The following is a 24548-nucleotide window of genomic DNA, read 5'->3' as shown; positions in this document are numbered from 1 at the left end:
CACCTGTTCCCGTGGTTCGTCTGGACTGGGTACGGACCGTACTCGGCCGTTCTCCAGTCGAAACGATGGGGGCTCGGGGAGACCAACACCGCTATTCAGGTCCAGTCCCTAGCGCCGGGCATGCGACGCCGTACGTACCTCGCGAGTACCGCCGCCCTGGGGGCGGCCGGACTCGCGGGCTGTCTCGCAGGGGGAAGCGACGCGAACGTCACCGTCGTCGACGGGGAGACGATCACGCTCCAGCCCGTCGACAAGACGTACGACTGGCACCAGGCGGAGTCGGCGAGGTTCGTGGACGCACGCGGGACCGGCCAGTACGACCAGTCCCACATCGTCGGGGCGGTGAGCAGTCCGGCGTCGAACCCCGGGGGACCGGACGACCCGGCGATGGCCTGGGACACCGACACCCGGATCGTCTGCTACTGCGGCTGTCCCCACCACCTCTCGGCGATGCGGGCGGCCCACCTCCAGAAGAACGGCTACTCGGACGTCCACGTCATCGACGAGGGGTTCTACGAGTGGGTCGACCGTGGCTACCCCATCACCGGCCGGTCGAGCACCGCCTTCTACGAGATCCGCGGCGAGACCGACCCGGGCGACGCGGGCGAGATGGCCTGGGTCCGCGACCTCGAATCCGACCAGGACGAGGCGGCACCCATCGCCGAGGACGGCAGCTACACCGTCCACGTGCGCTTCGCCGACATCACGGAGGAGACGGTGCTGACGCTGTCGACGCCGTCGTACACCCTCGAAGCGCCGCTCGGACGGCTCGCCGACGGCCTGGTCACCGGTCCCTGAATCCGGGCCGTCGCGTTACCCCTGGACCTGCTCCAGCAGGCAGGAGATGCTGCAGTAGTAGTGGCGTATCTGCTGGGTGGAACCCTTATACTCCATCGGCTTGACGACCTCGATGTGCGTCTCTGCCTCCTCGTCGATCTCCTCCATGCAGACGTTACACTGAGCCATGTCTTATCGTACCCCCGTATCGAGCCGCCCGCGCACTGGAATCGACCCCATGTGAACCGTGTGCACGGTATGCGGACTGCACGATGATAAGGTTTGTAGCCGAACAGGACGGCGCCACCCGGGATATTCCTGCTCGACACCACCTCAGCGGCCGATATCGTACTCGCCGTCGCGCTCGCGACGGGCGCGTTCGCGGACGACGCTCGGCGTGCGACACCGACCTGGCTCGTCGGTCACCTGCGGGACGGTGCAGTTGTTGCAGTTCTCACAGAGCGCACCGGTCGTGTCGGGCACGTCGCCGAGCAACCGCGCGGGGAGCCGCGGTTCGGCGTAGAACGGCCGGGCCATCCCGACGAGGTCACACGACTCCCCGAGCAGTCTGTCGATGCGACCGCGCTCCCTGATGCCGCCCTCCAGCAGTACGGGGACGTCGACCGCGTCGCGGATGCGCCGGGCGATGTCGGCGTTCCACGCCGGTTCGAAGCCGTAGAACCACGACTCCACGCGGTTCCCGAGCTTCACCGCCTCGGTTCGGAGCCGGCCTCCGAACGCCTCACGGTACGCCGGCTGGAGCGACGACTCCCCCCAGGCCCGCGCCGGGTACTCCCCGCGGACGATGCTCATGTCCCACACCACAGAGGTCTCGACGGGCGCAAGCGCGTCGTAGCCGATCTCGGCGAGCCGCTCCGCGACGACCACCGCGTCGTCGGCGTCGATGCGCCGGCGGACGACCGGTGGGGACGGCGTCTCCACCGGCACCTTCGTCACCAGCGGCGCGTCGCCGGCCCGGTCGCGGAACTCGTCGTGGAGCAGTTCGAGGAAGCGCACGCCGTCCGCGAACTCGTCGTCGCGCCGGTTGTAGAACGGCGAGAGGAACTGCTGGACGATGCCCATGTTCGCGCCGGCGACGTGCACGCCGTCGTAGCCCGCGTCGATGGCTCTCGCGCCCGCGACGGCGAAGTCGCGGGCCAGCTCCCGGACCTCCCCCGTCGAGAGGACGTGGGGGGTGAAGTCGAGGAAGCCCAGCCGGTCGAGCAGCCGGAGCTGCCACGGCGGGCGCGAGACGGCGAGCTGCTGGAGGGCCGGATGCTCGGCCCGGTAGCCGGCGTGCCAGGTCTCCATGCTCCGCAGGCCGCCGTGCTCCAGCTGGCAGAAGATGTGACTCCCGTGCCCGTGGATGCGCTCCGTCAGGCGTTCGAGTTCCGCGACGAACGCCGGGTCGTGCACCCGCGTCATCTGCGGTGCTGCACAGCCCCCTTCCCCCCGGACGATGGTCGCGCCCTGACAGAGCAGTCCCGCGCCGGCCGCCGCACCAGGTTCGAGGTCCGCGATGAGCGTGTCGACCGCGCCGTCGCCGTTGCCGGCACACTCCAGCAGGGGCGCACGGTAGAGCCGGTTCGGGAGGGTCAGCGACCCGACCTCCACCGGGTCGTCGAGCGTCGGCATGCGTGGGGGTTCGGGCGGGAGCGAGGAAAACTCGTGGGGTGGGTCGGACGGGACTACTCCCCGTCGCCGTCACCTGCCGCAGTCACGTCGAACGCGGCTGGGTCGGCGTCGGCGACGGACGGCAGCCGTCGTACCCGGGGGCGAAGGAGCGTGTAGAGGCCGGTGAAGCCGAAGCCGACGGCAGCGAGGCCCATCGTCGTCTGGGTACCGAGCACCGCGGCGACGACGCCGCCGACGAGCGAGCCGAGCGGCAGGGTCGCGCCCGAGGCGGTCCCCTTCACCGAGGAGACGCGCCCGAGCAGCTCGCTCGGGAACACCGTCTGGTTCAGCGTCGCGGTGAGCACGCCGCTCGCGCCGGCGGGCACCCACGCGAGGCCGAACAGGACGACGGTGAGCGCGGGCGTCGGCGCGTAGACGGCGGCGACCCAGCAGACCGCGCCGAGCGAGTGCCCGACGAGCAGCAGGCGGCCGTACCGGACCCGCTCCAGTCGGGGCGCGACGAGCGAGCCGACGAGCCGGCCGATGCCGAGTGCGCCGAGCAGCAGGCCGTAGACGGCGGGGCCGCCGAGGCCGTCACCGAACGACGGGAGGATGGCGAGGGTGACGCCGATGGCGAAGTTGGCGACCGCGGTCATCAGCACCAGTTCGACGAAGACGGTGCCCCGGAGGGTGTCGACGCCCTCGCGGAGGTCGTCGAGGTAGGCACGGAGGATCGACTCGTCCGTGTCGGCCGCCGTCTCCGCCTGTGTCTCGTCCGCGGCGTCCTCGCCACCGCCGAGACCGATACCTCCGAACAGCAGCGCGGCGAGCGCGAAGGTCACCGAGTCGAAGAGGAACAGCGTCGTCGCACCGAAGACGGCGATGAACGCGCCGCCGAGCGCGTCGAACACCATGTCCAGCCCGAGGGTGACCGTCGCGAGCGCGGAGTTCGCGTTCGAGAGCCGGTTCTCGGGGACGATGCGGGGCAGCAGCGTCGTCTGCATCGGCGCCATCACCAGCGTCGAGAGCACCAGCAGCGGGACGACGGCGAGGATGACCTCGACGGTCAGGTTCCCCGTCGCCGCCGCGAGCGGGAGCGCGAGGACGACGACGCCCTGGACGACCTGCGAGCCCACGAGGACGGGCTTGAGCGGGAGGCGGTCCACGATTGGGCCGGCGAGTATCTGCAGGAGCCACGGGAGCAGCAGCATCGAGTTCGCGATGCCCGTGAGCACCGTCGAGCCGCTGAGCTCGAAGACGAGCCAGAGGACGGCGACGGTGTAGAGGCTGTCTCCCGCATTCGTGACGAACTGCCCGGCGAAGAAGCGCCGGAAGTCTCGGTTCCGCCAGAGCGAGGGCTGTCGGTCCGCGGGCGATTCGTGGGCGGCGGACGGTGCGGAGTCCGTCGACGGGTCGGCGTCGGTCGTCGACGGGTGGTCTGTCTGCGATTCTGCGTCGTGTGAGTCGCGGCGCGACGGCGGCGACTCGGAGGCTGTCGGCATCTGTGTCTGTGTTCGAGTGGGACACTGCGGCTACGGAACGTAGCGAGGCGAACCCGAGTGCTGCGGCTATCGGGCCCGCACAGAAGCAGGCGGCGAGCGGGGGTCGAACACCGGACGGCCGAGATGCCGGCGAGTCATGGAACGCTCTACGCGACACGTGGACGGCGCATTATAAAGAACTGGGGCCGGTGTGTCACGCTGCGACACACGGCCGGGCCGACCGGCCGACCACCCGAACACGACAGTTTAAACCACGACAGGAGCCAAGGAGTGGTAGATGAAGACAGCGGACGTGCCGGGAGTCCCGTCGGCCTTCGTCGACCAGCTCCACGAGCAGGGCATCGAGGAGCTCTACCCGCCGCAGGCCGCGGCGGTCGAGGCCGGAGTCACCGACGGGCAGAGCCTCGTCGCCTCGGTGCCGACGGCGTCGGGGAAGACGCTGATCGCCCAGCTCGCGATGCTGTCGGCGGTCCAGCGCGGCGGGAAGGCGCTGTACATCGTCCCGCTGCGTGCGCTGGCGTCGGAGAAGAAGGCCGAGTTCGAGGCGTTCGAATCCTTCGGCGTGAGCGTCGGCGTCACGACGGGCAACTACGAGTCCGACGGGGGCTGGCTCGCCGAGAAGGACATCGTCGTCGCGACCAGCGAGAAGGTGGACTCGCTGGTGCGCAACGGCGCGCCGTGGCTCGAGGACCTGACCTGCGTCGTCGCCGACGAGGTCCACCTCATCGACGACCGGAACCGGGGGCCGACGCTGGAGGTCACGCTCGCGAAGCTCCGCCAGACCAACCCCGGGCTGCAGGTCGTCGCGCTCTCCGCGACGGTCGGCAACGCCGAGGACATCGCAGAGTGGCTCGACGCCGAACTCGTCGACTCCGACTGGCGGCCCATCGAGCTGCGGAAGGGCGTCCACTACGGGCAGGCGCTGCACTTCGACGACGACACGAAGCGGGAGGTACCCGTCAGAAACGGCGAGAAGCAGACCGCCGGGCTCGTCCGGGACACGCTCTCGGAGGGCGGCTCCTCGCTGGTGTTCGTCAACTCCCGCCGGAACGCCGAGGCGGCGGCCCGCCGGCTGGGCGACGTGGTCGAGCCGTTCCTCGACGCGGAGGAGCAGGCGGCCCTCGCCGACCTCGCCGAGGAGATCCGCGACGTGAGCGACGCGGAGACGAGCGACGACCTCGCCGACGCGGTGGCGAAGGGCGCGGCGTTCCACCACGCCGGGCTCGCCCGCGAGCACCGGTCGCTCGTCGAGGACGCGTTCCGGGACCGGACGCTGAAGGTCGTCTCGGCCACCCCGACGCTCGCCGCGGGCGTGAACACGCCGAGCCGCCGCGTCGTCGTGCGGGACTGGCGGCGCTACGACGGGACCGGGATGCAGCCGCTCTCGGTGCTGGAGGTCCACCAGATGATGGGGCGGGCGGGCCGCCCGGGACGGGACCCCTACGGCGAGGCGGTACTGCTCGCGAACAGCCACGAGGACATCGAGGAGCTGCAGGAGCGGTACGTGGACGCCGAGCCCGAGGACGTCCAGTCGAAGCTGGCGGTCGAGCCGGCGATGCGGACCCACGTGCTCGCGACCATCGCGTCCGGCTTCGCCCGGACCCGCGAGGGCCTGCTGTCGTTCCTCGAACAGACGCTGTACGCCAGCCAGTCCACCGAGGAGGGGCGACTGGAGCGCGTGGCCGACAGCGTCGTCGACTACCTCGTCCAGAACGGCTTCGTCGAGCGCGACGGCGACGAGCTCGCGGCGACGAACGTCGGCTACACCGTCTCGATGCTCTACCTCGACCCGATGAGCGCGGCGACCATCATCGACGGACTGGAGTCCATCGCGGGAGCGACCGAGCCGACCACCGAGTTCGAGGCCGAGGAGACGACGGCGGGCTTCCAGACGTTCAGCCGGAGCGGGGACGAGGAGGCGGCAGCCGTCTCGACCGCCGACGAGTCCGACACCGGCGACGGTGTCGATAAACCCACGCCCCTCGGACTCTACCAGCTGCTCTCGCGCACACCGGACATGTACGAGCTCTACCTGAAATCCGGCGACCGCGAGGAGTACACCGAGGTGTTCTACGAGCGCGAGACGGAGCTGCTCGGCCCCGCGCCGACGGAGTACGAGGAGGACCGCTTCGAGGACTGGCTCTCGGCGCTCAAGACCGCCCGGATGCTGGAGGACTGGGCCGACGAGGTCGACGAGGACCGCATCACCGAACGCTACGACGTGGGCCCGGGCGACCTGCGCGGGAAGGTCGAGACGGCGGAGTGGCTGCTCGGCGCGACCGAGCGCATCGCCGGCGAGCTCGACCTCCCCGGCCCGGTGACGGTCGGGGTCCGCGAGGCCAAGAAGCGCGTGCAGGACGGCGTCCGCGAGGAGCTGCTCGAGCTCGTCTCCGTGCGCGAGGTGGGCCGGAAGCGCGCCCGGCGGCTGTACGACGCCGGCATCGAGGACCGCGAGGCCCTCCGCACCGTCGAGAAGTCGGTCGTGCTGGCCGCGCTGGGCGACCGGCCGAAGACCGCCGAGACCATCATGCAGAACGCCGGCCGGGAGGACCCCTCCGTCGAGGGCGTCGACCCGGCGAGCGGGGTGGCCACCAGTAGCTCGACAGACGACACCTCCGACGAACCGGACGACGAACCGCAGAGCCAGACCAGCCTGGGTGACTTCTGATGCGGGTGGTCCAGGGCCGGACGACGGTCGACGACGTCGACGCGTTCCTCGCCAGCCTCGATTCGGTCGCCGCCGAGTACGACTGTGTCATCCAGGCGTTCGACTCGCGCTACGTCGTCGACGAGGCCCACCTCGAGGCCGCGGTCGACCGCGCGGCGCGGGCCTGGCGGCGCGACGACGCCATCGCCCGCGACCCGGGCGTCGAGGTGCTGCTGTACGCCGCCGGTCGCCGCCAGATCTCCCGCGCACTCGAACTCGGGGTCGGCGGGGGCGAGGCCGTGCCGGTCGTCGCCGTGGTCGTCGGCGAGTTCCCCGACGATCCGTTCGCGACGGACGACCGCGAGGCCACCGCCGCGGACGCACTGGCCGCCGAGTGGACCGACGACGAGGTGCTCGAATCCGCCACCGACGAGGCCCTCGTCTGCGAGTTCTTCGACATCTCTGCTGCCGAACGCGCCGCGACCGACGCCTCCCTCTCCGAGCTGGTCCGCGAGCGCGTCTCGCTGCTCGTCGTCGAGAAGTGAGCCGGGAAGCGCCGGGACTCCAGCCCGACACCGGGACGGGAACCCGTCCCCGTCAACCATATACCCGGGTCGGACGAAGCCCAGCCCATGCGAGTCGAGTTCGACCGGGACACCTGCATCGGGATGTTCCAGTGCGTGGCGGAGTGGGGCGAGGGCTTCGAGAAGGACACGGACGACGGGAAGGCGGACCTCGTCGGCGGCGAGGAGGTCGCCGAGGACGTGTTCGCCGTCGAGGTCCCCGAGGGGCAGGAGCTGGATGCGAAGTTCGCTGCGCGGTCGTGTCCGGTCGACGCCATCGTCGTGTACGACGACGACGGCGAGCAGCTGATTCCGTAGCGTGCGAAGCACTGACAACTGCTTTAGGGAGGGAGTCCGATACGAGTAGACATGAGTGCGATGCCCCGGATCCTCGTCGTCGACGGCGACGAGGACCGGGCCACGGAGACGGCGGCTGTACTATCGGCGCTGGGTGCGGACGTGCACGTCGAGGTCGCCGGGAGCGACGACGAGGCGCTCTCGGCCATCGGGCACGCGGTGCCGGACTGTGTCGTGAGCGAACACGACCTCGGCGAGGCGACCGGGGTGGACCTGCTCGAGACCATCCGGGCGGTCCACGGGCAGGTGCCGGTCGTGCTGTGTACGGCGGTCGGGAGCGAACGGGTCGCCGAGCAGGCCGTCGCGGCGGACGTCGACGGCTACGTGCGACGGAAGACCGGCGACTGGAAGGACCGCCTGCGAGAGCGGGTCGGGGCGTGCCTCGACGCCGGGACGGGGACGGACCGGCTGAAGGAGCGGGCGCTGGACGAGGCGCCGGTCGGCATCACCATCGCGGACGCGAACGCGCCGGACATGCCGCTGGTGTACGTCAACGAGTCGTTCGTGCGGTTGACGGGGTACGAACGGGAGGACGCGATCGGGCGGAACTGCCGGTTCCTCCAGGGGGAGGATTCGGACCCGGAGGCCGTCAGGGCGATGCGCGAGGCCATCGACGCCCTGGTGAACTACACGAAAGACGGCGAGCGCTTCTGGAACCGCGTGGACATCGCGCCGGTTCGGGACGAGACGGGCGAGGTGACACACTACGTCGGCTTCCAGACCGACGTGACCGACCGCGTCGAGGCCGAGCGCACGGCCGAGCACCGCGCAGCGATGCTGGACACCGAGCGTGCGGGCCTCGAACACCTGCTCGACCGGGTGAACGGTGTCGTCCAGGAGACGACGCAGGCGCTGGTCGAGTCGACGACCCGGGCGAGCATCGAGCGGAACGTCACGGAGCTGCTCGCGGACACCGACCCGTACACCTGCGCGTGGATCGGCGAACCTGACCTGGCGGACGACAGCATCCGACCGAACGCTATCGTCGGCGGGAGCGCGGACGGCGACGCGCTCGAGCTCGGCCGGAGCGACGGGCCGGTCGCCCGCGCCATCGACACGGGCGAGGTGCAGGTCGCCGCGGTCGACGAGCTGCCGACGGCGGACTGGCACGAGGCGTGCACCGACGAACCGTTCGAGAGTCTGGCGGTCATCCCGCTGGTGTACCGAGACGCCCGCTACGGCGTGCTGACCGTGTACACCGGCGACGCGGGGGCGCTGGACGAGCGCGAGGTGGCCATCCTCGCAGCGCTCGGACGCATGGTCGCGACGGCGGTGTCGGCGGCGGAGACGCGCCGCACGCTGACCGCGGACGACATCGTCGAGCTCTCGTTCCACGTGGACGACCCGTCGGTGTTCTTCGTGGACGTCGCAAAGCGCGCGGACGCGACGCTCTCGTACGCGGGCTCGGTGTACCGCGACGACGACACGCTGGGGATGTTCTTCACCGTCGAGTCCGACGACCCCGACGGCGTCGTCGAGATCGCCGAGGAGCACGACGACGTGGCCTCGGCGAAGGTCATCACCCGGAACGAGGGCATCTCGCTGGTCGAGTTCAGCATCGGCAGCTCGGGGCTGCTGTCGACGCTCGCGGAGTACGGCGGCGACGTGACCGACATCGAGGCGTCCCCGGAGACGACGACAGTCGAGGTGGAGCTCCCCCGGGAGGCCAACGCCAGGACCGTCGTCGACAACGTCGAGCAGGCGTTCGACGGCGTCAGCCTCGGTGCGTACCGCGAGCGCCAGCGGGCAGCGACGACGAAGCAGGAGTTCATCGCCGCGCTGGAGGACGAACTGACCGACCGCCAGCTGACCGCGCTCCAGCGGGCGTACTTCGGGGACTTCTTCGAGTGGCCCCGACCGACGAGCGGCGACGACCTCGCGGAGTCGATGGGCATCGCCCGTTCGACGTACCACCAGCACCTCCGGGCTGCCGAGCGCAAACTGGTGGGCGAGTTCTTCGACCGACCGTAGGACACAACTGGTTAGGCATAATATTTCATCAACAGACCAGATGCAAACCAGTTAGGTAGAAATCTGCATCTATAGCGACAGTAGGTGGCCAGCTCGTGATAGGTATCGATGCCTGGTGACCAGACCGAGGTATTTGGCGGCCATGATACCAAACTAGTTCGCGTGAGTCCGTTTGTGGAGGTTCAAAAGCACAACTAGTTCGGCACTCTCCCTAATCCAGAGCGTGTCGTATGTCAACTCGCATCATGGCAGTCCCAGGAGACGAAGCAATCTGGCTCTGGATCGGCACGGCAGGCATGGCACTCGGCACCCTCGCGTTCCTCGCGATGGGATGGAACGAGACCGACGAACGTAAACAGACCTACTACATCGTCACGACGTTCATTCCAGCGATCGCGGCGGTGTCGTACTTCTCGATGGCGACGGGGTTCGGCGTCATCACCATCCCGAACCACGACTTCCCGATATACTGGGCACGGTACGCCGACTGGCTGTTCACCACGCCGCTGCTCCTGCTCGACCTCGCGCTGCTCGCAGGGGCGAGCCGGAACACCATCGGGACGCTCGTCGGCCTCGACATCGCGATGATCGTCACGGGGCTCGGCGGCGCACTGGCGACCGAGGGCGCCGCCCTCCGCATCGCCTGGTGGGGCATCAGCTGTGGCTTCTTCCTCGTCCTGCTGTACTTCCTCATCGGGCGGCTCACCGCCCGCGCCAGGGAGCAGCCCGGCGAGGTCGGGAGCCTGTTCGGGACACTCCGGAACCTGACGATGGTGCTCTGGTTCGCCTACCCGGTGGTCTGGCTCGTCGGCACCGAGGGGCTGGCCATCATCGGCATCGTGCCCGAGACGGCCATCTTCATGGTGCTCGACCTGAGCGCGAAGGTCGGCTTCGGCTTCCTGCTGCTGCGGAGCCACGCCGTCCTCGACCAGGTCGAATCCGACACCGGCGCCGCACAGCAGCCCGAGGCCGCCTGAGCGGTCACCACCCTCGCACAGACACCGAGACATCGCTGCACGTATCCCATACATCCCCTCGATGACCGGCATCCCGTCGTACGCCGCGTTCCTCGTCGTGTTCGTGGTCGTCCCCATCGCGGTGCTGGTCCGCAGGGGTCGGCGCGAGCGGCGCCGCCACGCCGCGGTCGCCACCGGACTGATGGTCGCGGCGGCGCTCGTGTACACGATACCCTGGGACAACTACCTCATCGGGCAGGGCGTCTGGTGGTACGGTGAGGGGGCCGTCACGTTCCGCATCTGGCTGGCGCCCGTCGAGGAGTACCTGTTCATCGCCCTCCAGCCCGTCCTCGCCGCGCGCTGGTGCTACCACCGCGGCTGGGCCGACGCCGGGCGTGCGGCCGGGGTCGGGGACACCCCCACCACCGACGTGACCACCGACGGCGGCTACGTCACCACGCCCGTCCCCCACGAGACGGCGACGATGGCGGCCCCCCGCGTCGGCGGCGCGCTCGGGTGGCTCGCCGTCGCTGCCGCCGGTCTCTGGGCGGCCGTCTCCGGGGAGGCGTTCTACCTCGGGGCCATCCTCGCGTGGGCCGCGCCGGTGCTCGCCCTGCAGTGGGCCATCGGCGGGGGGTTCCTCTGGACCATCCGGCGGCGGCTGGCCGTGCTCGTCGCGGTGCCAACGGTCTACCTCTGGGCCGCGGACTGGCTCGCCATCCGACTGGGTATCTGGGTCATCTCGCCGACCCACACCGTCGGCGTCGGCCTGTTCGGGCTCCCGGTCGAGGAGATGACGTTCTTCCTCGTGACGAACCTGCTCGTCGTCCAGGGCATCGTCCTCTTCCACCGGGTGGTCGCGCGATGGCGGTGAGCCACGCGGCCGCCCGACGGCGGACCGTCGACGTGCTGTTCGGCCCCGTCTGGCTCGTCCTCGCCGGGGTCGCCGGCGCGTTCGCGCTCGGCGCGCAGGTGTCGCCCACGCTCGCGGCGGTGCCACTCGTCGCCAGCGTCCTCGTCCTCGGGCTCCCCCACGGCGCGACCGACCACGTCGTCGCCGCCCACAGCGGGCTCTCCGACAGGGCGTACCGCTTCGTCGCTGCCGTCTACCTCGTCCTCGGCGGCGCGTACCTCCTCGCGTGGTTCGTCGTGCCCGTCGCCTCGTTCGTCTTCTTCGTCGCTCTCACGCTCGTCCACTGGGGGCAGGGCGACTGCTACGTGCTGCACGAGCGCTCGGACGGGCGGTACCCCGGCTCGCGCCGCCACACCGCGTTGCTCGTCGCGACGCGGGGCTCGCTGCCGATGCTCGTCCCGCTCGTCGCCTTCCCCGGGATCTACGAACAGGTGCTCGCGTGGACCGTCGGCCTGTTCGGTGCCGGTTCCGGCGCGGTCGCGTGGGCGTTCACGCCGACCGCACGCGCCGTCCTCACCGTCGGTCTCGCTGTCCTGTTCGCGGCGACGCTCGCCGTCGGCTACCGGGTCGACCCGGAGACGTGGTGGCTCGACGCTGCCGAGACCGGCCTGCTCGCCGCCTTCTTCTCGGTAGTCCCGCCGCTGCTCGCCATCGGGCTCTACTTCACGCTGTGGCACTCGCTGCGCCACGTCGTCCGCACGGTGCTGCTCGACGACCCGGCGGTCGACGCGCTCGCCCGCGGCGACAGCCTGACCGCGGTCCGACGCTACGCCCGCGACGCCGCGCCGAACACCCTGGGTGCGCTCGTCGTCCTCGCCCTCGTCTGGGTCACGGTGCCGCAGACGCCGGCCGGCGTCGAGGGTGCCGTCGCGGCCTACCTGGTGCTGCTCGCCGTGCTCACCCTCCCGCACGTCGTCGTCGTCACCGCGCTCGACCGGGCCCAGGGCGTCTGGGGCGGTGCCTGACCGACCCGACGACCCTGTCCGTCCCGGGACAACAGTTATGATTATCGCTGTCGATGCATCCCATAACCATGTCGACCGACGACTACACCGCTCGTCTCCGCGAGTGGGCGGAACTGCTCGACGTTCGGGTATCGGAGGCACAGGCACGTTCCGCACGGATCGAAGTCGCCGGGCCGCCGTCGCAGCGCGACGGCGACGAACCGACGTAAGAAACCGGGTTACGCGATCTTCTCGTACTGTTCGGAGAGCTTGTCGGCCGCCTCGCCGAGCTGGTCGCGCTCGAACTCGGAGAGGTCCCACTCGACGACCTCCTCGACGCCGTCACTGCCGAGCTTGACGGGGACGCCGAGGCCCACGTCGTCGTGGCCGAACTCGCCCTGGAGCTTGACCGACGCCGGGAGCACCTCGCCGGTGTCGCGCAGGATGGCCTCGACCATGTGGGCGACGCCCGTCGCCGGGCCCCACTCGGTCGCGCCCTTGCGCTCGATGACGTTCATCGCGGACTCCTTGAGGTCGCCGAGGATCTCCTCCTTCTCGTCGTCGCTGAACTCGGGGTCCGCACCGTCGACGCGGACCTTCGAGAAGACGGGGACCTGCGCGTCGCCGTGCTCGCCCAGGATGGTCGCCTCGACGTTCTGGACCTGCGTGTCGAAGCGCTCGGAGAGCACGTAGCGGAAGCGCGCGGAGTCCAGGCGGCCGCCGAAGCCGATGACCTTGTTCCGGTCGCGGTCGCCGGCCTCGTACAGGTGGCGGTTGAGCAGGTCGACCGGGTTCGAGGTCGTCACCGTGATGAAGTCGTCGTTGTGCTCGGCGAGCGAGGAGCCGATGTCCTCCATGATGGGCGCGTTGTCGCCCGCGAGGTCGATGCGGGTCTGGCCGGGCTGGCGCGGGATGCCCGCCGTGATGACGACGACGTCCGAACCCGCCGTGTCGGCGTACGTGCCCTGCCGGACCGACGTGTTCGAGTCGTAGGCGATACCGTGGTTGGTGTCCGCGGCCTGTCCGACCGTCACGTCCTCCTGGTCCGGGATGTCCACGAAGACGAGCTCGTCGACCACGTCACGAAGCGCGAGGTTGTAGCCTGCGGCGGCCCCGACGGTGCCGGCCGCACCGACTACGCTAACTTTCGCCATAACACTCGAAACTGCTCCCGATTCCCGGTTAAACGTGTCGAAGTCGGCACCTCTGGCGACCGCTCCGGGACTGCTCGTCGCGCCGGTCACTCGCCGCCGCTGCGCTGGCCGAGCACGTAGCCCGCCCCGAGCACGACGGCCGCGCCACCGACGCCGCCAGCGACGAGCGTGGGCGAGAGCCCGCCCGAACCGCCGTCGCCACCCGTCCCGGCGCTCGTATCCGCGCCTCCACCGTCGCCGCCGTCGTCACCGCTGCTCGTCCCGGGGGCCGTCCCGCCGTCGTCCCCGGAGGCGGCATCGTCGCCACCGTCCGCGTCGACCTGTGCGCTGCCGCCGGAGACGGTGACGGTGCCTCCCGCCACCGCGGTCTCCAGCTGGCTCGACTCGTCGTTCGCGGAGGTGTCGGCGTCGACGAACGCGAGTTCCGTCTCGTCGCCGCCGTCGCCGACGACGGTGAACGTCACGCGTGCGACCGTCGGCGAGCTGGTCCCGCTGGACTGCGACTGGGTCATGAACACCCAGCCCTCGTTCGCGTTCTTCACGGGGTCGGAGAGGTCGGCGCCTTCGACGGACTCGAACCGCAGGACCGACGGGTCCCACGTGAGGTTCGCCTGGTAGCCCGCGATGTTCTCCCCCTCGACGGCGACCGGCACGGTCACCGTCTCCCCCGGCGCGGCGCTCGCGTCGCCGACCGTTATCGTTGCCTCCGACTGCTCCTCGGCCGCGACGACGCCCGGTGCGAGCGCCCCGCAGACCGTCGCCAGGGCAACCAGCACGACGAGCCCCGACGCATGGCGTTTCGATGACATCGTTACACGGTGTTTCTGCCGGAACGAAATAAACGTACAGGTCGATGCCTGCGAAAAAAGGTCGCGGCGGTCAGCTGGCGTTACGCGGTTGTGGCGAGGTCGCCGTCGGTCGCGGCGGGTGCGACGACGTTGCTGCCGACGATCTCCTCGAGGATGAGGGTGACGTCGGCGGAGGTGACCTGACCGTCGCCGTTGAGGTCGGCACAGGACGCCTCGAAGTTGTCGGGCTCCTGGCCGACGATGTACTGCTGGACGAGCGTCGCGTCCTGCACGGTGAGCGACCCGTCCTGGTTCACGTCGCCAGCCATGCAGGCCGCGGTCTCGACCGCACCGGGCGTGTACTCGACGTCCAGCGCGGTGCCGTTCGTGTCGGTGACGAGGGAGTCCTCGGTGACCCACTCGACGCTGGCGGACTGGCCGTGGTCGTCCATGAGGACGTCGAACTCGACGTCGACGAACTCGGGTGCGTCGACGCCGCTGGCCTGGGCCTGCGCCATGTAGACGACGCCGTTCTCGTTGTCGATGTCGACGACGGGGTCGGCCATGTCGACGCCGCTGACGTCGGTGACCTGCAGCCGGCTCGCGTTGAACGTGAGCTTGGCCTGGTAGCCGGCGACGTCCGAGAGGTCCTCGCTGTGGACCGTCACGGTCGCGCTGCTGCCGGGCTGGACCGTCGTCTCGGTCACGTCGACCGTCCCATCGGGCTCGGCGGCGACGCCGCCGGCGGCCCACTGCACCGAGTTCGCGAGGATCTGGTCGGCCTCGTCGGTGAACTGCTCGTCCGTGACGTACGTCTCGCGGCCGAGCGTGGACGCGAGGACGTCGCGGCGCTCTGCGTCGACGGCGAGGCCGGCACCTTTCACGCCGGCGTCCGCGGTCTCGAGGTCCGCGAGCACCTGCGCGTCGGTGCCGGCGAACCACGAGTGGTCGTTGAACGTCGTCGCGGTGTGGAGCTGGACGCTCTCACCGGGTGCGGCGACGCCCTCGAGGATCGGGTGCGACCCCGTCACGTTGTAGGTGACGAGCCCGTCACCGTAGGCGAAGCTGGTGTTCGCCGGGTCGCCGATGGCGGCCGAGCGAGCCGGGATGGCGTTGCTCTGACCGCCCCAGTTGTCGAGGTAGACGACGCCGGTCGAGGCGTCCGCGGTCGCGTTGGTGAACGCGCCTGCGTTCTCGGACGCGAGGTTCTGGACGACGAGGGTGTCGTAGCTGTCGACGTTCGCGACGGCCGTCGGCGCGTCGACCACCGTCGTGCGGTAGTTCTCGGGGAGGTACTCGCCGAGCGTGCCGGCGATGTCGCCACCGTAGGAACCGGCGTCCTCGACGATGCCGACCTCGGTGACGTCCTCGTAGACGGCGGTCGGGCCGGTGGTCGCGCCGGCTGTGGTACCGAGCCCCTCGAACGTGTGGTCGATGCTGAGTTCACCGCTGGTGTCAGCCGTCGTGCGGACGGTCACGGTCAGCGTCACGTCGCTGGGCTCGTCGAAGGTGACCGGCGAACCGAACTCGGTCTGCTCACCGTTGACGTAGAGCGTGGCGTTCTCCTCGCTGTAGCCGTCCGCGAGCTCCGCGCTGTACGACTCGAGGTTCGCGGTCTCGAGCGTCACGGAGACGTTCTCGCCACCCTCCGCGACATCGCGTTGCCCCTCGGGGCGGTTGACGTCGAGCATCGGCGAGAGCGAGAAGTCCTGCGTGACGTAGTCGCCGTCGACCGTGACGGTCTGGGTCGAGCCCGTGTAGCCGAACCCGAACGCCGTCACGTTGTACGTGCCGTTCTGTGCGACGATGGAGTAGCCACCGCTGGCGTTGGTCGTGGTGGAGCTGACACCGTCGATGGAGACGGTCGCCCCCGCGATGGGGTTGCCGTCGGCATCGGTGACCGTTCCGGTGACGCCCTGTTCGAGGGCGACCATGTCGACGGCGGCCTTCGCGTCGACGAGCCCGGAGCCGTAGCGGGTGTCGTTCGCGGCGGGCTCGCCGTCGGGCTTCCAGGCGGTCTCGCGCAGCGCGGTCCGGATCTGGCCGTTGCTGAGCTGCCCGGGACCGGCCGCGGACTCCATCAGTGCGACGACGCCCGCGACGTGCGGCGCGGCCATCGAGGTACCGGAGTACTCGTCGTAGGAGCCGCCGGGCACGGAGCTCTTGACGGCGACGCCGGGCGCGGAGACGTCCGGCACGACGTACTCGTCGGGCCAGTGCTCGGGGGCGGCGTCGCCCCACGCCTGGCTCGTGTTCACGACCATCCCGCTGGAGAACGTCGCGATGCCGTAGTTCTCGTTGGACGCGCCGATGGAGACGGCGTCGTAGACGTTACCGGGCGAGCTGCTGAAGCCCTCGCCGTCGTTGCCGGCGGAGGCGATGACGACGGTGCCCGCCGCCTCGGCGTTCTGGACCGGCTCGATGGTCGCGTCGGTGTAGCAGGCGGTGTCACCGACGATGCAGCCGAGGCTCATGCTGATGACGTCCGCATCCTCCTGGATGGCCCACTCCATCCCCGCGATAATGGAGGAGAACGTGCCGCCCTCGGGAGTGAGGACGCCGCCGTGGATGAGCGTGGCGTTGGGTGCGACGCCGATGTGCTCGCCGCTGGCGTCGCCGCCCGCGACGGTCCCGGACGTGTGCGTGCCGTGACCGTTGTCGTCGTAGGGCTCGCTCCCCGGGATCATCTCACCGTTGCCGTCGAACTCGGCCCACCCACCGGGGTAGGTCGCGTTGCCGGGGTCCTCGCTGTAGAGGTCGATGTCCGGGTGCGTGGCGTCGATACCCGTGTCGAGCACGGCCACCGTGACGCCCTCGCCCTGGGTGCCGTACTCGCTCCAGACCTCGGTCGCGTTGACCTGGTCCAGGCCGTACGTGGTGTTGTAGTTCGACGTCGCGCTCGCCCGCGGTGCCGAAGCGGCCTCCCGCGGGTCGGGCGCCTGCACGTCGAAGTTCGCGTGGACCTCCTCGACGGCGGACATGCCGGCGATCTCCGTGAGCGCCACCTCGTCGGTGTCGACACGGAGCAGGACGGCGTTGGTGATCCAGAAGCGGTTCTCCACCGTGACGCCCTCGCGGGCCGCCGCGAACTGGAGGATACGCTCCTGCGTGCGGTCTGCCTGGCGCTGGAGCCGGGAGACGACCTGTTGCTGGGTCATCCCCTCGCTGATGTCGGCGTCGCGCAGGCGGACGATGACCTGCTTCGTGCCCTCAGCGTTCTGGAGGGAGCTGTGTATTCGCTCGCTCGGGTCGACTGCATCGGTACTGACCGCGGTCGTGTCCGTCGCTGCTGCCGACGACGACGTCGCCGGTGTCGCCGCCTTCGCCGCCGTCGCCCCCACCGCAGGCGCAACCATCGACAGCGACAGCATGCAGACGAACAGGACCGCGAGAACTCGTGGTCTCGTCATGGTTGATATCATCTCTCGCACCGCTTCCCAGTGCGAGAGAATGGTTCCCCCACTACGACTTAAATATTTTGTAGAACCAGTCCTGAATTTACGAATTTTGGATATGGAAATACTACAGGAGCGAATCTAAATTCTCCACCCCAAGAGGCGGCCACCACCCCGACTACCAAAACCTCGGACAGGGTCGACCCACGAACGACGAGACGCTGGTTCTTCCGACGAGTCGATGGCAGTACCCTTTTCGACCTCGCACGCGTTCCACCAACCATGAGCGAGGAGTTCGACAAGGAGGCCGAACGAGAGAAGCTGCGCGAGCAGTTCGCCGACGAGGAGCAAGAGCGCGAGCAGACACGCCGGATGAGCGAGCTCCTGCTGAAGGGCGCGACGATGACGAACAGACACTGCGACCGCTGTGGCGACCCCCTCTTCCGCCAGAACGGCCAGGAGTTCTGTCCGACCTGCCAGAGCGCCGGGCAGGCCGCCGCCCAGCAGCAACAGCCCGCCACCGAACCCGAGTCCGAGACGACGACTGAGGCGTCGCCCGAACGGGACGATACCGACGACGAGCCGACCCCGGAGCAGTCGGTGCGCGCGCACCGTCCCTCGCCATCGCGGACGGCGGAGCGGCCCGTGACCGACGCGGAGACCCCCTCGCAGAACCAGGAGCGTCGCGACCGGACGCACGCAACCGACCGCCGTGGCGACCGACCCGCGCCGGCGACCAGTCGACCCGCCGGCACCGCCGAGTTCGACGACGCGACCGCCGCCATCGAGGAGACCATCCGGCGGTTCAGCGAGGCCGCCGCGAACACCGACGACCCGGAGCGCGCACGCGAGTCCCTCCAGACCGTGCGGGAGGCGACCGAGACGCTGGCGGCGCTCCGCGGTCGCTGAGACACGAACTGTGGTCGCTACCGTCCCGGCTCGTACTGGCTCCCGACGACCTCGCGGATCCGTTCTGCGGTGACCGACCCGACGCCGTCGACCTCGAGCAGCTCCTCCTCCGTCGCCGACAGCGCGTCCTCCACGGTCCCGAAGTGCGCGAGCAGCGACCGCGCCGTCACCGGGCCGATGTCCGCGATGGCCCCGACGACGTACTCCTGCTGCTCGGTGAGCGTCTTCTTCGCCTTCTCGCCGTGGACGGAGACCTCGCGGTCGTTCTTCGACTGCTCCCGGCCGGCGATGACCGCGAGCAGGTCGCGGGTGTCCGCCTCGCTCTCGGTGCGGAGGACGCTCACGCCGAAGTCGACCGCGAGCGACGCGAGCGCGCCACGGACCGCGTTCGGGTGGATGTCCCGCGTGCCGACGAGGCTGTCCGTCCCCTCGATGACGAGGACGGGTCGGGCGTAGTGCCGCGAGAGGTCCCTGAGCTGTTCGAACAGCGACCGGTCGCTCCCGGTGAGCGTGTCGAGGAAGTCCGAGACGGACTTCCGCTCGACGGCGACGCGGTCCGAGAGCACGTAGTCGCCCACTTCGAGGGTCTCCAGCCGGGTCTCCACGTCGTCGCGCGTGGAGAGCTCGCGGGGGATGGCCGAGTCCATCTCTCGCTGGTCGATGACGATCTCGGCGACGTCGTCGTCCGGATCGGAGTCCGGCGTGACGACGACGCCGTCGCTCTCGGCGGCCTCGGCGGAGTCGTCGTCCTCGACGGTGGCGTCGTCGTCCGACTCACCTTCGTCGACGGCATCCGACGAGTCGGCCGTCGCTGACCCATCTTCGTCGTCCTCGCCCCCGAACTCCTGCAGGCCGGGCTGCACGTCGCCCTCGTCGCCCGCGTCGAACTCGCCGAGGCTGGTCTGGCCGCTGTCGAGGTCGGCCGCCACCTCGTCGGCGACGCCTTTGAGCTCGCGCAGCTCGGACTCCATCTGCTTCTCCTTGCGCCGCGATATCCAGAAGTACGCCTCGTCGCGGGTGTCCTCGGCCATGAGGACGACGACGCGGCCCTCCGTCTGGCGACCGGTGCGGCCCTTGCGCTGGATGGAACGGATGGCCGTCGGCACCGGCTCGTAGAACAGCACGAGGTCGACCTCGGGGACGTCGAGGCCCTCCTCGGCGACGCTGGTGGAGACGAGCACCTCGAACTCGCCGTCCTTGAACGCCGACAGCACCGCCTGCTGTTCCTTCTGTGTCATCCCGTCGGAGCCCTCCTTGTCGCCCTGCCCGACGAACCGGCGCGTCTCGAAGTGGTTCGAGAGGAAGTCGGTGAGCGCCTCTGCCGTGTCCCGGGACTCGGTGAAGACGATGACGCGCTCGCCGTCCTTGATGCCGAGGGTCTCCGCGAGCAGGATGCGCGCCTTCCGGTACTTCGGGTGGATGTCGTCGAACGAGTGCGCGCGCCGGATGGCCTCCTCGACCTTCGGCTCGGAGACCATGCGCTGGCTGGCCTTCGACGCGCCCGACGACCGGGCGGCGTTCTGCTGGCGCTCGAAGTACCGACAGGTCGCCTCGACCGACTGCGTCTCCACGTACGTGACCGCGGTCCGGAGCTTGCGTATCTCCGCGAGGAAGCTCATCCCCTCGTAGCCCGCCGACTGGTCGTTGTCCATCATCTGCCGGAGCTGGGACTGGATCTCGTGTATCTCGCGCTCGGAAAGGTCCGGCGACGTCTTCCTGGTCACGCCGAGCTCCTTCAGCTTGCCCAGCCGGTCCGAGATGACGTCGTTGAGCGCGTCGCGTATCTCGATGACCTCATCGGGGAGCTGTATCTTCTGCCACTCGACCTCGGTGTCGTGGGTGTACTCGTCGACGTCGGCGTCCTCCTCGGTCATCACCTCGACCTCGCGGATGCCGAGGTTCTCACAGACCTCGCGTATCTCCTCGGCGTCGCCGCCGGGCGAGGCGCTCATCCCGGTGACGAGCGGGTCGGCGGCGTCGCCGTGGTAGCGCTCGGCGATGAAGTTGTAGGCGTAGTCGCCGGTCGCGCGGTGGCACTCGTCGAACGTGATGTGGGTCACGTCGCGCAGCGAGATGCGGCCGCCGACGAGGTCGTTCTCGACGACCTGCGGCGTCGCGATGACGATGGTGGCGTCCTCCCAGAGCGCCGCGCGGTCGTCCGGGCTCACGTCGCCGGTGAACACGACGATCTCGTCGTCCGGGATGGTGAGCGCCTCGCGGTAGAACTCGGCGTGCTGCTGGACGAGGGGCTTCGTCGGCGCGAGCAGCAGCGACTTCCCGCCGACCTCGTCGAGCCGGCGGGCGGTGACCAGCAGGCTGACCGTCGTCTTCCCGAGGCCGGTCGGCAGACAGACGAGGGTGTGGTCCTCGGTCGCGGTACCGGCCAGTCTGAGCTGGTAGAGCCGTCGTTCGAGGAATCCGGGCGTGAGCAGCGGGTGCTCGATGGACTCCCCGTCGCTGTCCGTCGTCGCCATCTACCGCGGGATTGGGCGTCGTCCCGGTTAAGGGTTCGCCGACCACGGTGGAAGTGAAACGAGGGGGTCGGCGGAGGGGGCGACGGCGGGACGGGCCGACTCGCCGGTGGGTCAGTCGATGAGCTCGCCGACGAGCTCGACGAGCAGCTCCTCGTCGCCGACGATGGCGACGACGACGGCGAGCACGAGCAGGACGATCGCGGCCGCGATGATGAGTTCGAGTGTGGTCATGATGCACCCGAACTGTGTCCGCGCTTCGGGTGAGTAGATCCGTCCTATATGGCTAGGGAACAGCGGGCACGCGGCGACGCGTCGCCGTGTTCGCTACGCGAGCCCCGTGACGACGGCGTCGATCGGCTCGCCCGTCGCCACGAGCACGATCGCCGCGGCCACCGACGCGAGGATGGGGATGGTGAGGTTGTCGTCGATGACGTACGTCGCGACCACGGGCTTGACGCCGTCGGCCAGCGTCGCGGCAACGGCGGCCGCGACCGCCGCGACGACCGGGAGGAACGGCACGGCGAACGCCAGCGAGACGAGGAACATCGTCCCGAGCACCCGTGGCGGCTTCACGGTCCGGAGCTCGCCGGAGCCGAGCAGCCCGCTGATGGGGTCGCCGATGGTCAGCATGTACATCGCCGGGACGGCGACCGCTGGAACGAACAGGAGCCCGGCGAACGTGCCGCCGATGATGTACAGCGCGTACCCCGCGAGGTTCTCCTGTTCGTACTCGCGGGTGAGCTTCTCGAAGATGGTCCAGTCGAGGCCGATGAACAGCCGGACGACCTCCAGTCCGAGGGCGACTGCGGTCCCCAGGACGAGCACGTACCGGACCACCTGCCAGGGGAGCTCCGGGACGGCGTCGAGCTGGCCGACGACCCACGCGGTCGGCAGTACCGCGCCGCTCGCGTGGACCAGCCGTCTGGCGACCTCGTCGTCCATCTCAGTAGTCGTCGAACGTCGCCTCGCCGGTTCGGAGCGCGGTCAACGTCTCGACGAGGTCGTCGAGGTCGACCCGGGTCTGTGCCGTCGAGTCGCGCTCGCGGATGGTCGCCGTCCCCTGCGGGTCGCCGTCGAGGGTGACACAGAACGGCGTGCCGACCTCGTCCTGCCGGCGGTAGCGCCGGCCGATGGAGCCGGAGTCGTCGTAGGTGACCGACAGGCCCGCGTCGCGGAGCTCCTGTGCCACCTCACGGGCACGCTCGGGCAGGCCGTCCTGGTCTGTGAGCGGGAAGACACCGACGAACGTCGGCGCGACCTCGGGTTCGAGCGCGAGGTAGGTCCGCTCCTCGCCCTCGACCTCGTCCCGCCGGAAGGCGTGGTGGACGACCGTGTACAGCGCGCGGTCGACGCCGAACGACGGCTCGACGACGTGGGGCGTGATGTGCTCGCCCGATTCGGTCACCTCGTCGACGCTGAAGTTCACGTGCTCGGTCGGGATGTCGTAGGCATCGCCGTCGACCTCCACCGTGACCGCATCACCGTCGAACGCGGTCCGGTCGCGCTCGGCGAGCGTCTGGAGCGCATCGGCGATGCCGGCCGCCGCGCCGCCGAACTCGGGGCCGAGGTAGCTCATGTCCGGGTCGACCGTCGCGCGCTCGACCGTCCTCGGCTCGTCGTACTGCCTGAACAGCGTGAAGTCGTCGTCCGAGTGCTCGGCGTGCTTCGAGAGGTCGTAGTCGCCGCGGTAGGCGAAGCCGGCGATCTCGTTCCAGTCGCCGTCCATCTCCGCCTCGGCGTCCCAGCAGTCCGCCGCGTAGTGAGCGAGCTCGCCCGGCAGGTGCTGACGGAACCGGAACCGGTCCATGTCGACGCCGACGCGCTCGTACCACTCCCTCGCGACGCCGAGGTAGTACGCGACCCACTCGTCGCCGATGACGCCCTCGTCGACCGCCTCGCCGATGGTCCACTCGGTCGCCTCGCCGTCGGGGTCCTCCTGCGCCTCGGCCGGGTACAGCGGCGCGGTCACGTCCCGCACCGCGTCGAGATCCGGCTCGTCCTCCTCCGGGTCGACGAACAGCTCGAGCTCGGCCTGCGTGAACTCGCGCACCCGGAGCAGCGACTTCCGCGGCGAGATCTCGTTGCGGTACGCGCGACCGATCTGCGTGACGCCGAACGGGAGCTGGTTGCGGGCGTACTCCTTCAGCTGCGGGAACTCCACGAAGATGCCCTGAGCCGTCTCGGGCCGCAGGTAGCCCGGCTGCGAGGAGCCGGGACCGATGCTCGTCTCGAACATCAGGTTGAACGCCGTGACCGCCTGACCGGCGAGGCCCGTACCGCAGGACGGACAGACGAGCTCGTACTCCGCGATGAGCTCCTCGACCTGCGGGATGGGGTAGCTCTCGGCCTCCTCGATGTCCGTGTTGTCCTCGATGATGTGGTCCGCGCGGTGGCTCTCGCCGCACTCCGGGCACTCGACGAGCATGTCGTCGAAGCCGTCGAGGTGACCCGACGCCTCGAACACCGGCTCGGGCGCGATGGTCGGCGCGTCGACCTCCAGGTTACCCTCCTGGATGGTGAAGCGGTCGCGCCACGCGTCCTCGACGTTGCGCTTGAGCGCCGCGCCCTGCGGACCGAACGTGTAGAAGCCGGAGACACCGCCGTAGGCGCCGCTGGCCTGGAAGAAGTAGCCCCGACGCTTGGCGAGTTCGACGACGTCCGCCGTCTCAGTCATACAGCGCCTCCAGCAGGTCGATGTCCCGGACGATGCCGACCAGCGGCTCGCCGGAGAACATCGGGACCTGCTCGATGTCGTGTCGGATCATCAGCTGGGCGGCCTCGACGACCGTCTTCTTCGCCGAGACCGTGACAAGGTCCTCGGTCATGAACTCCGAGACCGCCGTCGCGGGGACCTCGACGTTCCGGGTCGGCAGGTAGCGGCCGCCGACGGCCTTGATGCCCTCCCAGGCCCACTCATCGTCCTGGTTCGCGATGGAGTCGCCGGTGTCCTCCTCGCCCTCGACGATGCGGGCGACCTCGACGATGTCGACCTCGGTGATCATGCCCGCGGGGTCGGCGTCGTCGTCGAGCACGACCGCGTAGGGGACGTTCGCGTAGTAGAGCTCGCGCTCGACGACCGGCAGCGGCGTGCCGGTGTAGGTGGTGTTCACGTCGCGCGTCGCCACGTCGCCGACGACCGCGTCCGTCTCGACTTTCTCGCGGGCGATGGCGCGGATCACGTCGGTGATGGTGACGATGCCCTCGAGCTCGCCGTCGACGACCGGAACCCGGCGCGCGCCCTCCTCGGCCATCAGGCGCGCGACCTCGGTGAGGTCCGTGTCCTGGGTCGTCGTCGGGACGTCCTCGTCCATCAGCAGCGCCAGCTGGTCCTCGTCGGGGCGCTCGATGAGCAGGTCCCGCGAGACGAGACCGCGGTACGCCTCCACGCCGTCCGTCTCTTTCACGACCGGTACCGAAGAGAAACCGTACTCCTGGAGATACTCGAGCACGTCGTCGCGGGTGCCCGGCAGCTCGACGGTGACCAACTCTGAGCGCGGCGTCATCGCGTCGGCAACTTTCATACCGGCGGGATACGTGCAAAAGCCGCTTAAAGTCCCTGTTTCTTCGTTGGGGCGTCACACGCC

Annotated in this window: 20 protein-coding genes; 10 read left to right on the top strand and 10 right to left on the bottom strand. The window is 69.6% G+C overall.

Features of this window, described 5'->3' with window-relative positions:
• Window positions 1-120 precede the first annotated feature (120 nt).
• Window positions 121-798 carry a rhodanese-like domain-containing protein gene (locus ACSG06_RS00575; RefSeq protein ID WP_440988315.1) on the top strand — a complete coding sequence of 226 codons (678 nt, stop codon included), beginning with the start codon at window positions 121-123 and terminating at the stop codon, window positions 796-798.
• Window positions 799-813: 15 nt separating this feature from the next.
• Here ACSG06_RS00575 and ACSG06_RS00570 read toward each other — a convergent pair whose 3' ends face one another.
• The 3 genes from ACSG06_RS00570 to ACSG06_RS00560 all read right to left on the bottom strand — a co-directional run bounded on the left by ACSG06_RS00570 (window position 814) and on the right by ACSG06_RS00560 (window position 3893).
• The gene (locus tag ACSG06_RS00570; RefSeq protein ID WP_440988314.1) at window positions 814-966 is read right to left on the bottom strand and encodes a hypothetical protein; all 153 of its coding nucleotides are present in this window, start codon (window positions 964-966) and stop codon (window positions 814-816) included.
• A 144-nt stretch (window positions 967-1110) separates the two neighbouring features.
• The gene (locus ACSG06_RS00565; protein WP_440988313.1) at window positions 1111-2412 is read right to left on the bottom strand and encodes an oxidoreductase; all 1302 of its coding nucleotides are present in this window, start codon (window positions 2410-2412) and stop codon (window positions 1111-1113) included.
• A 53-nt stretch (window positions 2413-2465) separates the two neighbouring features.
• A complete protein-coding gene (locus tag ACSG06_RS00560) occupies window positions 2466-3893 on the bottom strand; it encodes an MFS transporter (protein ID WP_440988312.1) in 1428 nt (475 codons plus the stop codon).
• 277 nt (window positions 3894-4170) lie between these two features.
• Here ACSG06_RS00560 and ACSG06_RS00555 point away from each other — a divergent pair, with 277 nt between their 5' ends.
• The 8 genes from ACSG06_RS00555 (at window position 4171) to ACSG06_RS00520 (ending at window position 12474) form a co-directional block, all read left to right on the top strand.
• Window positions 4171-6561 (top strand): ATP-dependent DNA helicase, encoded by a 2391-nt coding sequence (locus ACSG06_RS00555; protein WP_440988311.1) that lies wholly within the window; start codon window positions 4171-4173, stop codon window positions 6559-6561.
• Entirely contained in the window at window positions 6561-7085 is a 525-nt protein-coding gene (gene cgi121 / locus ACSG06_RS00550) for a KEOPS complex subunit Cgi121 (protein ID WP_440988310.1), read from the top strand. Before ACSG06_RS00555 ends, cgi121 begins: the two co-directional genes overlap by 1 nt.
• Before the next feature lie 87 nt (window positions 7086-7172).
• Window positions 7173-7421, top strand: coding sequence for a ferredoxin (locus ACSG06_RS00545; protein ID WP_440988309.1), 249 nt, complete (start codon window positions 7173-7175; stop codon window positions 7419-7421).
• A 51-nt stretch (window positions 7422-7472) separates the two neighbouring features.
• Window positions 7473-9431 (top strand): bacterio-opsin activator domain-containing protein, encoded by a 1959-nt coding sequence (locus ACSG06_RS00540; RefSeq protein WP_440988308.1) that lies wholly within the window; start codon window positions 7473-7475, stop codon window positions 9429-9431.
• Between the two features lie 245 nt (window positions 9432-9676).
• Window positions 9677-10408, top strand: a complete 732-nt coding sequence (locus tag ACSG06_RS00535) for a bacteriorhodopsin (protein WP_440988307.1) — start codon at window positions 9677-9679, stop codon at window positions 10406-10408.
• 61 nt (window positions 10409-10469) lie between these two features.
• Window positions 10470-11261 (top strand): lycopene cyclase domain-containing protein, encoded by a 792-nt coding sequence (locus tag ACSG06_RS00530; RefSeq protein ID WP_440988306.1) that lies wholly within the window; start codon window positions 10470-10472, stop codon window positions 11259-11261.
• Window positions 11252-12265: a Brp/Blh family beta-carotene 15,15'-dioxygenase gene (locus ACSG06_RS00525; RefSeq protein ID WP_440988305.1), complete on the top strand. Its 1014-nt coding sequence runs from the start codon at window positions 11252-11254 to the stop codon at window positions 12263-12265. The genes ACSG06_RS00530 and ACSG06_RS00525 overlap by 10 nt, the downstream gene beginning before the upstream one ends.
• 68 nt (window positions 12266-12333) lie before the next feature.
• Window positions 12334-12474 carry a hypothetical protein gene (locus tag ACSG06_RS00520; RefSeq protein WP_175526335.1) on the top strand — a complete coding sequence of 47 codons (141 nt, stop codon included), beginning with the start codon at window positions 12334-12336 and terminating at the stop codon, window positions 12472-12474.
• A 9-nt stretch (window positions 12475-12483) separates the two neighbouring features.
• Here the strand turns inward: ACSG06_RS00520 and mdh are convergent, their stop codons facing one another.
• From mdh to ACSG06_RS00505, 3 genes are all read right to left on the bottom strand, one after another.
• On the bottom strand, window positions 12484-13398 hold the full coding sequence (gene mdh, locus ACSG06_RS00515; RefSeq protein WP_440988304.1) for a malate dehydrogenase: 915 nt from the start codon (window positions 13396-13398) through the stop codon (window positions 12484-12486).
• A gap of 86 nt (window positions 13399-13484) precedes the next feature.
• Entirely contained in the window at window positions 13485-14207 is a 723-nt protein-coding gene (locus ACSG06_RS00510; protein ID WP_440988303.1) for a cohesin domain-containing protein, read from the bottom strand.
• Window positions 14208-14287: 80 nt separating this feature from the next.
• Window positions 14288-17596 carry a S8 family serine peptidase gene (locus ACSG06_RS00505; RefSeq protein WP_440988302.1) on the bottom strand — a complete coding sequence of 1103 codons (3309 nt, stop codon included), beginning with the start codon at window positions 17594-17596 and terminating at the stop codon, window positions 14288-14290.
• Window positions 17597-17863: 267 nt separating this feature from the next.
• Between ACSG06_RS00505 and ACSG06_RS00500 the strand changes: the two genes are divergently transcribed.
• Window positions 17864-18490, top strand: a complete 627-nt coding sequence (locus tag ACSG06_RS00500) for an Sjogren's syndrome/scleroderma autoantigen 1 family protein (RefSeq protein WP_440988301.1) — start codon at window positions 17864-17866, stop codon at window positions 18488-18490.
• A gap of 17 nt (window positions 18491-18507) precedes the next feature.
• On the opposite strand, the gene ACSG06_RS00495 is transcribed toward ACSG06_RS00500, so the two are convergent.
• The 4 genes from ACSG06_RS00495 to ACSG06_RS00480 form a co-directional block, all read right to left on the bottom strand.
• A complete protein-coding gene (locus ACSG06_RS00495; protein ID WP_440988300.1) occupies window positions 18508-20964 on the bottom strand; it encodes a DEAD/DEAH box helicase in 2457 nt (818 codons plus the stop codon).
• A gap of 324 nt (window positions 20965-21288) precedes the next feature.
• Window positions 21289-21906 (bottom strand): dolichol kinase, encoded by a 618-nt coding sequence (locus tag ACSG06_RS00490; RefSeq protein WP_440988299.1) that lies wholly within the window; start codon window positions 21904-21906, stop codon window positions 21289-21291.
• 1 nt (window position 21907) lies between these two features.
• Window positions 21908-23638, bottom strand: coding sequence for a glycine--tRNA ligase (glyS, locus tag ACSG06_RS00485; RefSeq protein ID WP_440988298.1), 1731 nt, complete (start codon window positions 23636-23638; stop codon window positions 21908-21910).
• Entirely contained in the window at window positions 23631-24485 is an 855-nt protein-coding gene (locus ACSG06_RS00480; protein WP_440988297.1) for a CBS domain-containing protein, read from the bottom strand. Before ACSG06_RS00480 ends, glyS begins: the two co-directional genes overlap by 8 nt.
• Window positions 24486-24548: the final 63 nt, after the last annotated feature.

Source organism: Haloarchaeobius baliensis (genome assembly GCF_052060055.1).
Taxonomy (GTDB): domain Archaea; phylum Halobacteriota; class Halobacteria; order Halobacteriales; family Natrialbaceae; genus Haloarchaeobius; species Haloarchaeobius baliensis.
The sequence above is the reverse complement of the archived record's forward strand: the minus strand, read 5'-3'. Positions and strand labels throughout refer to the sequence as shown.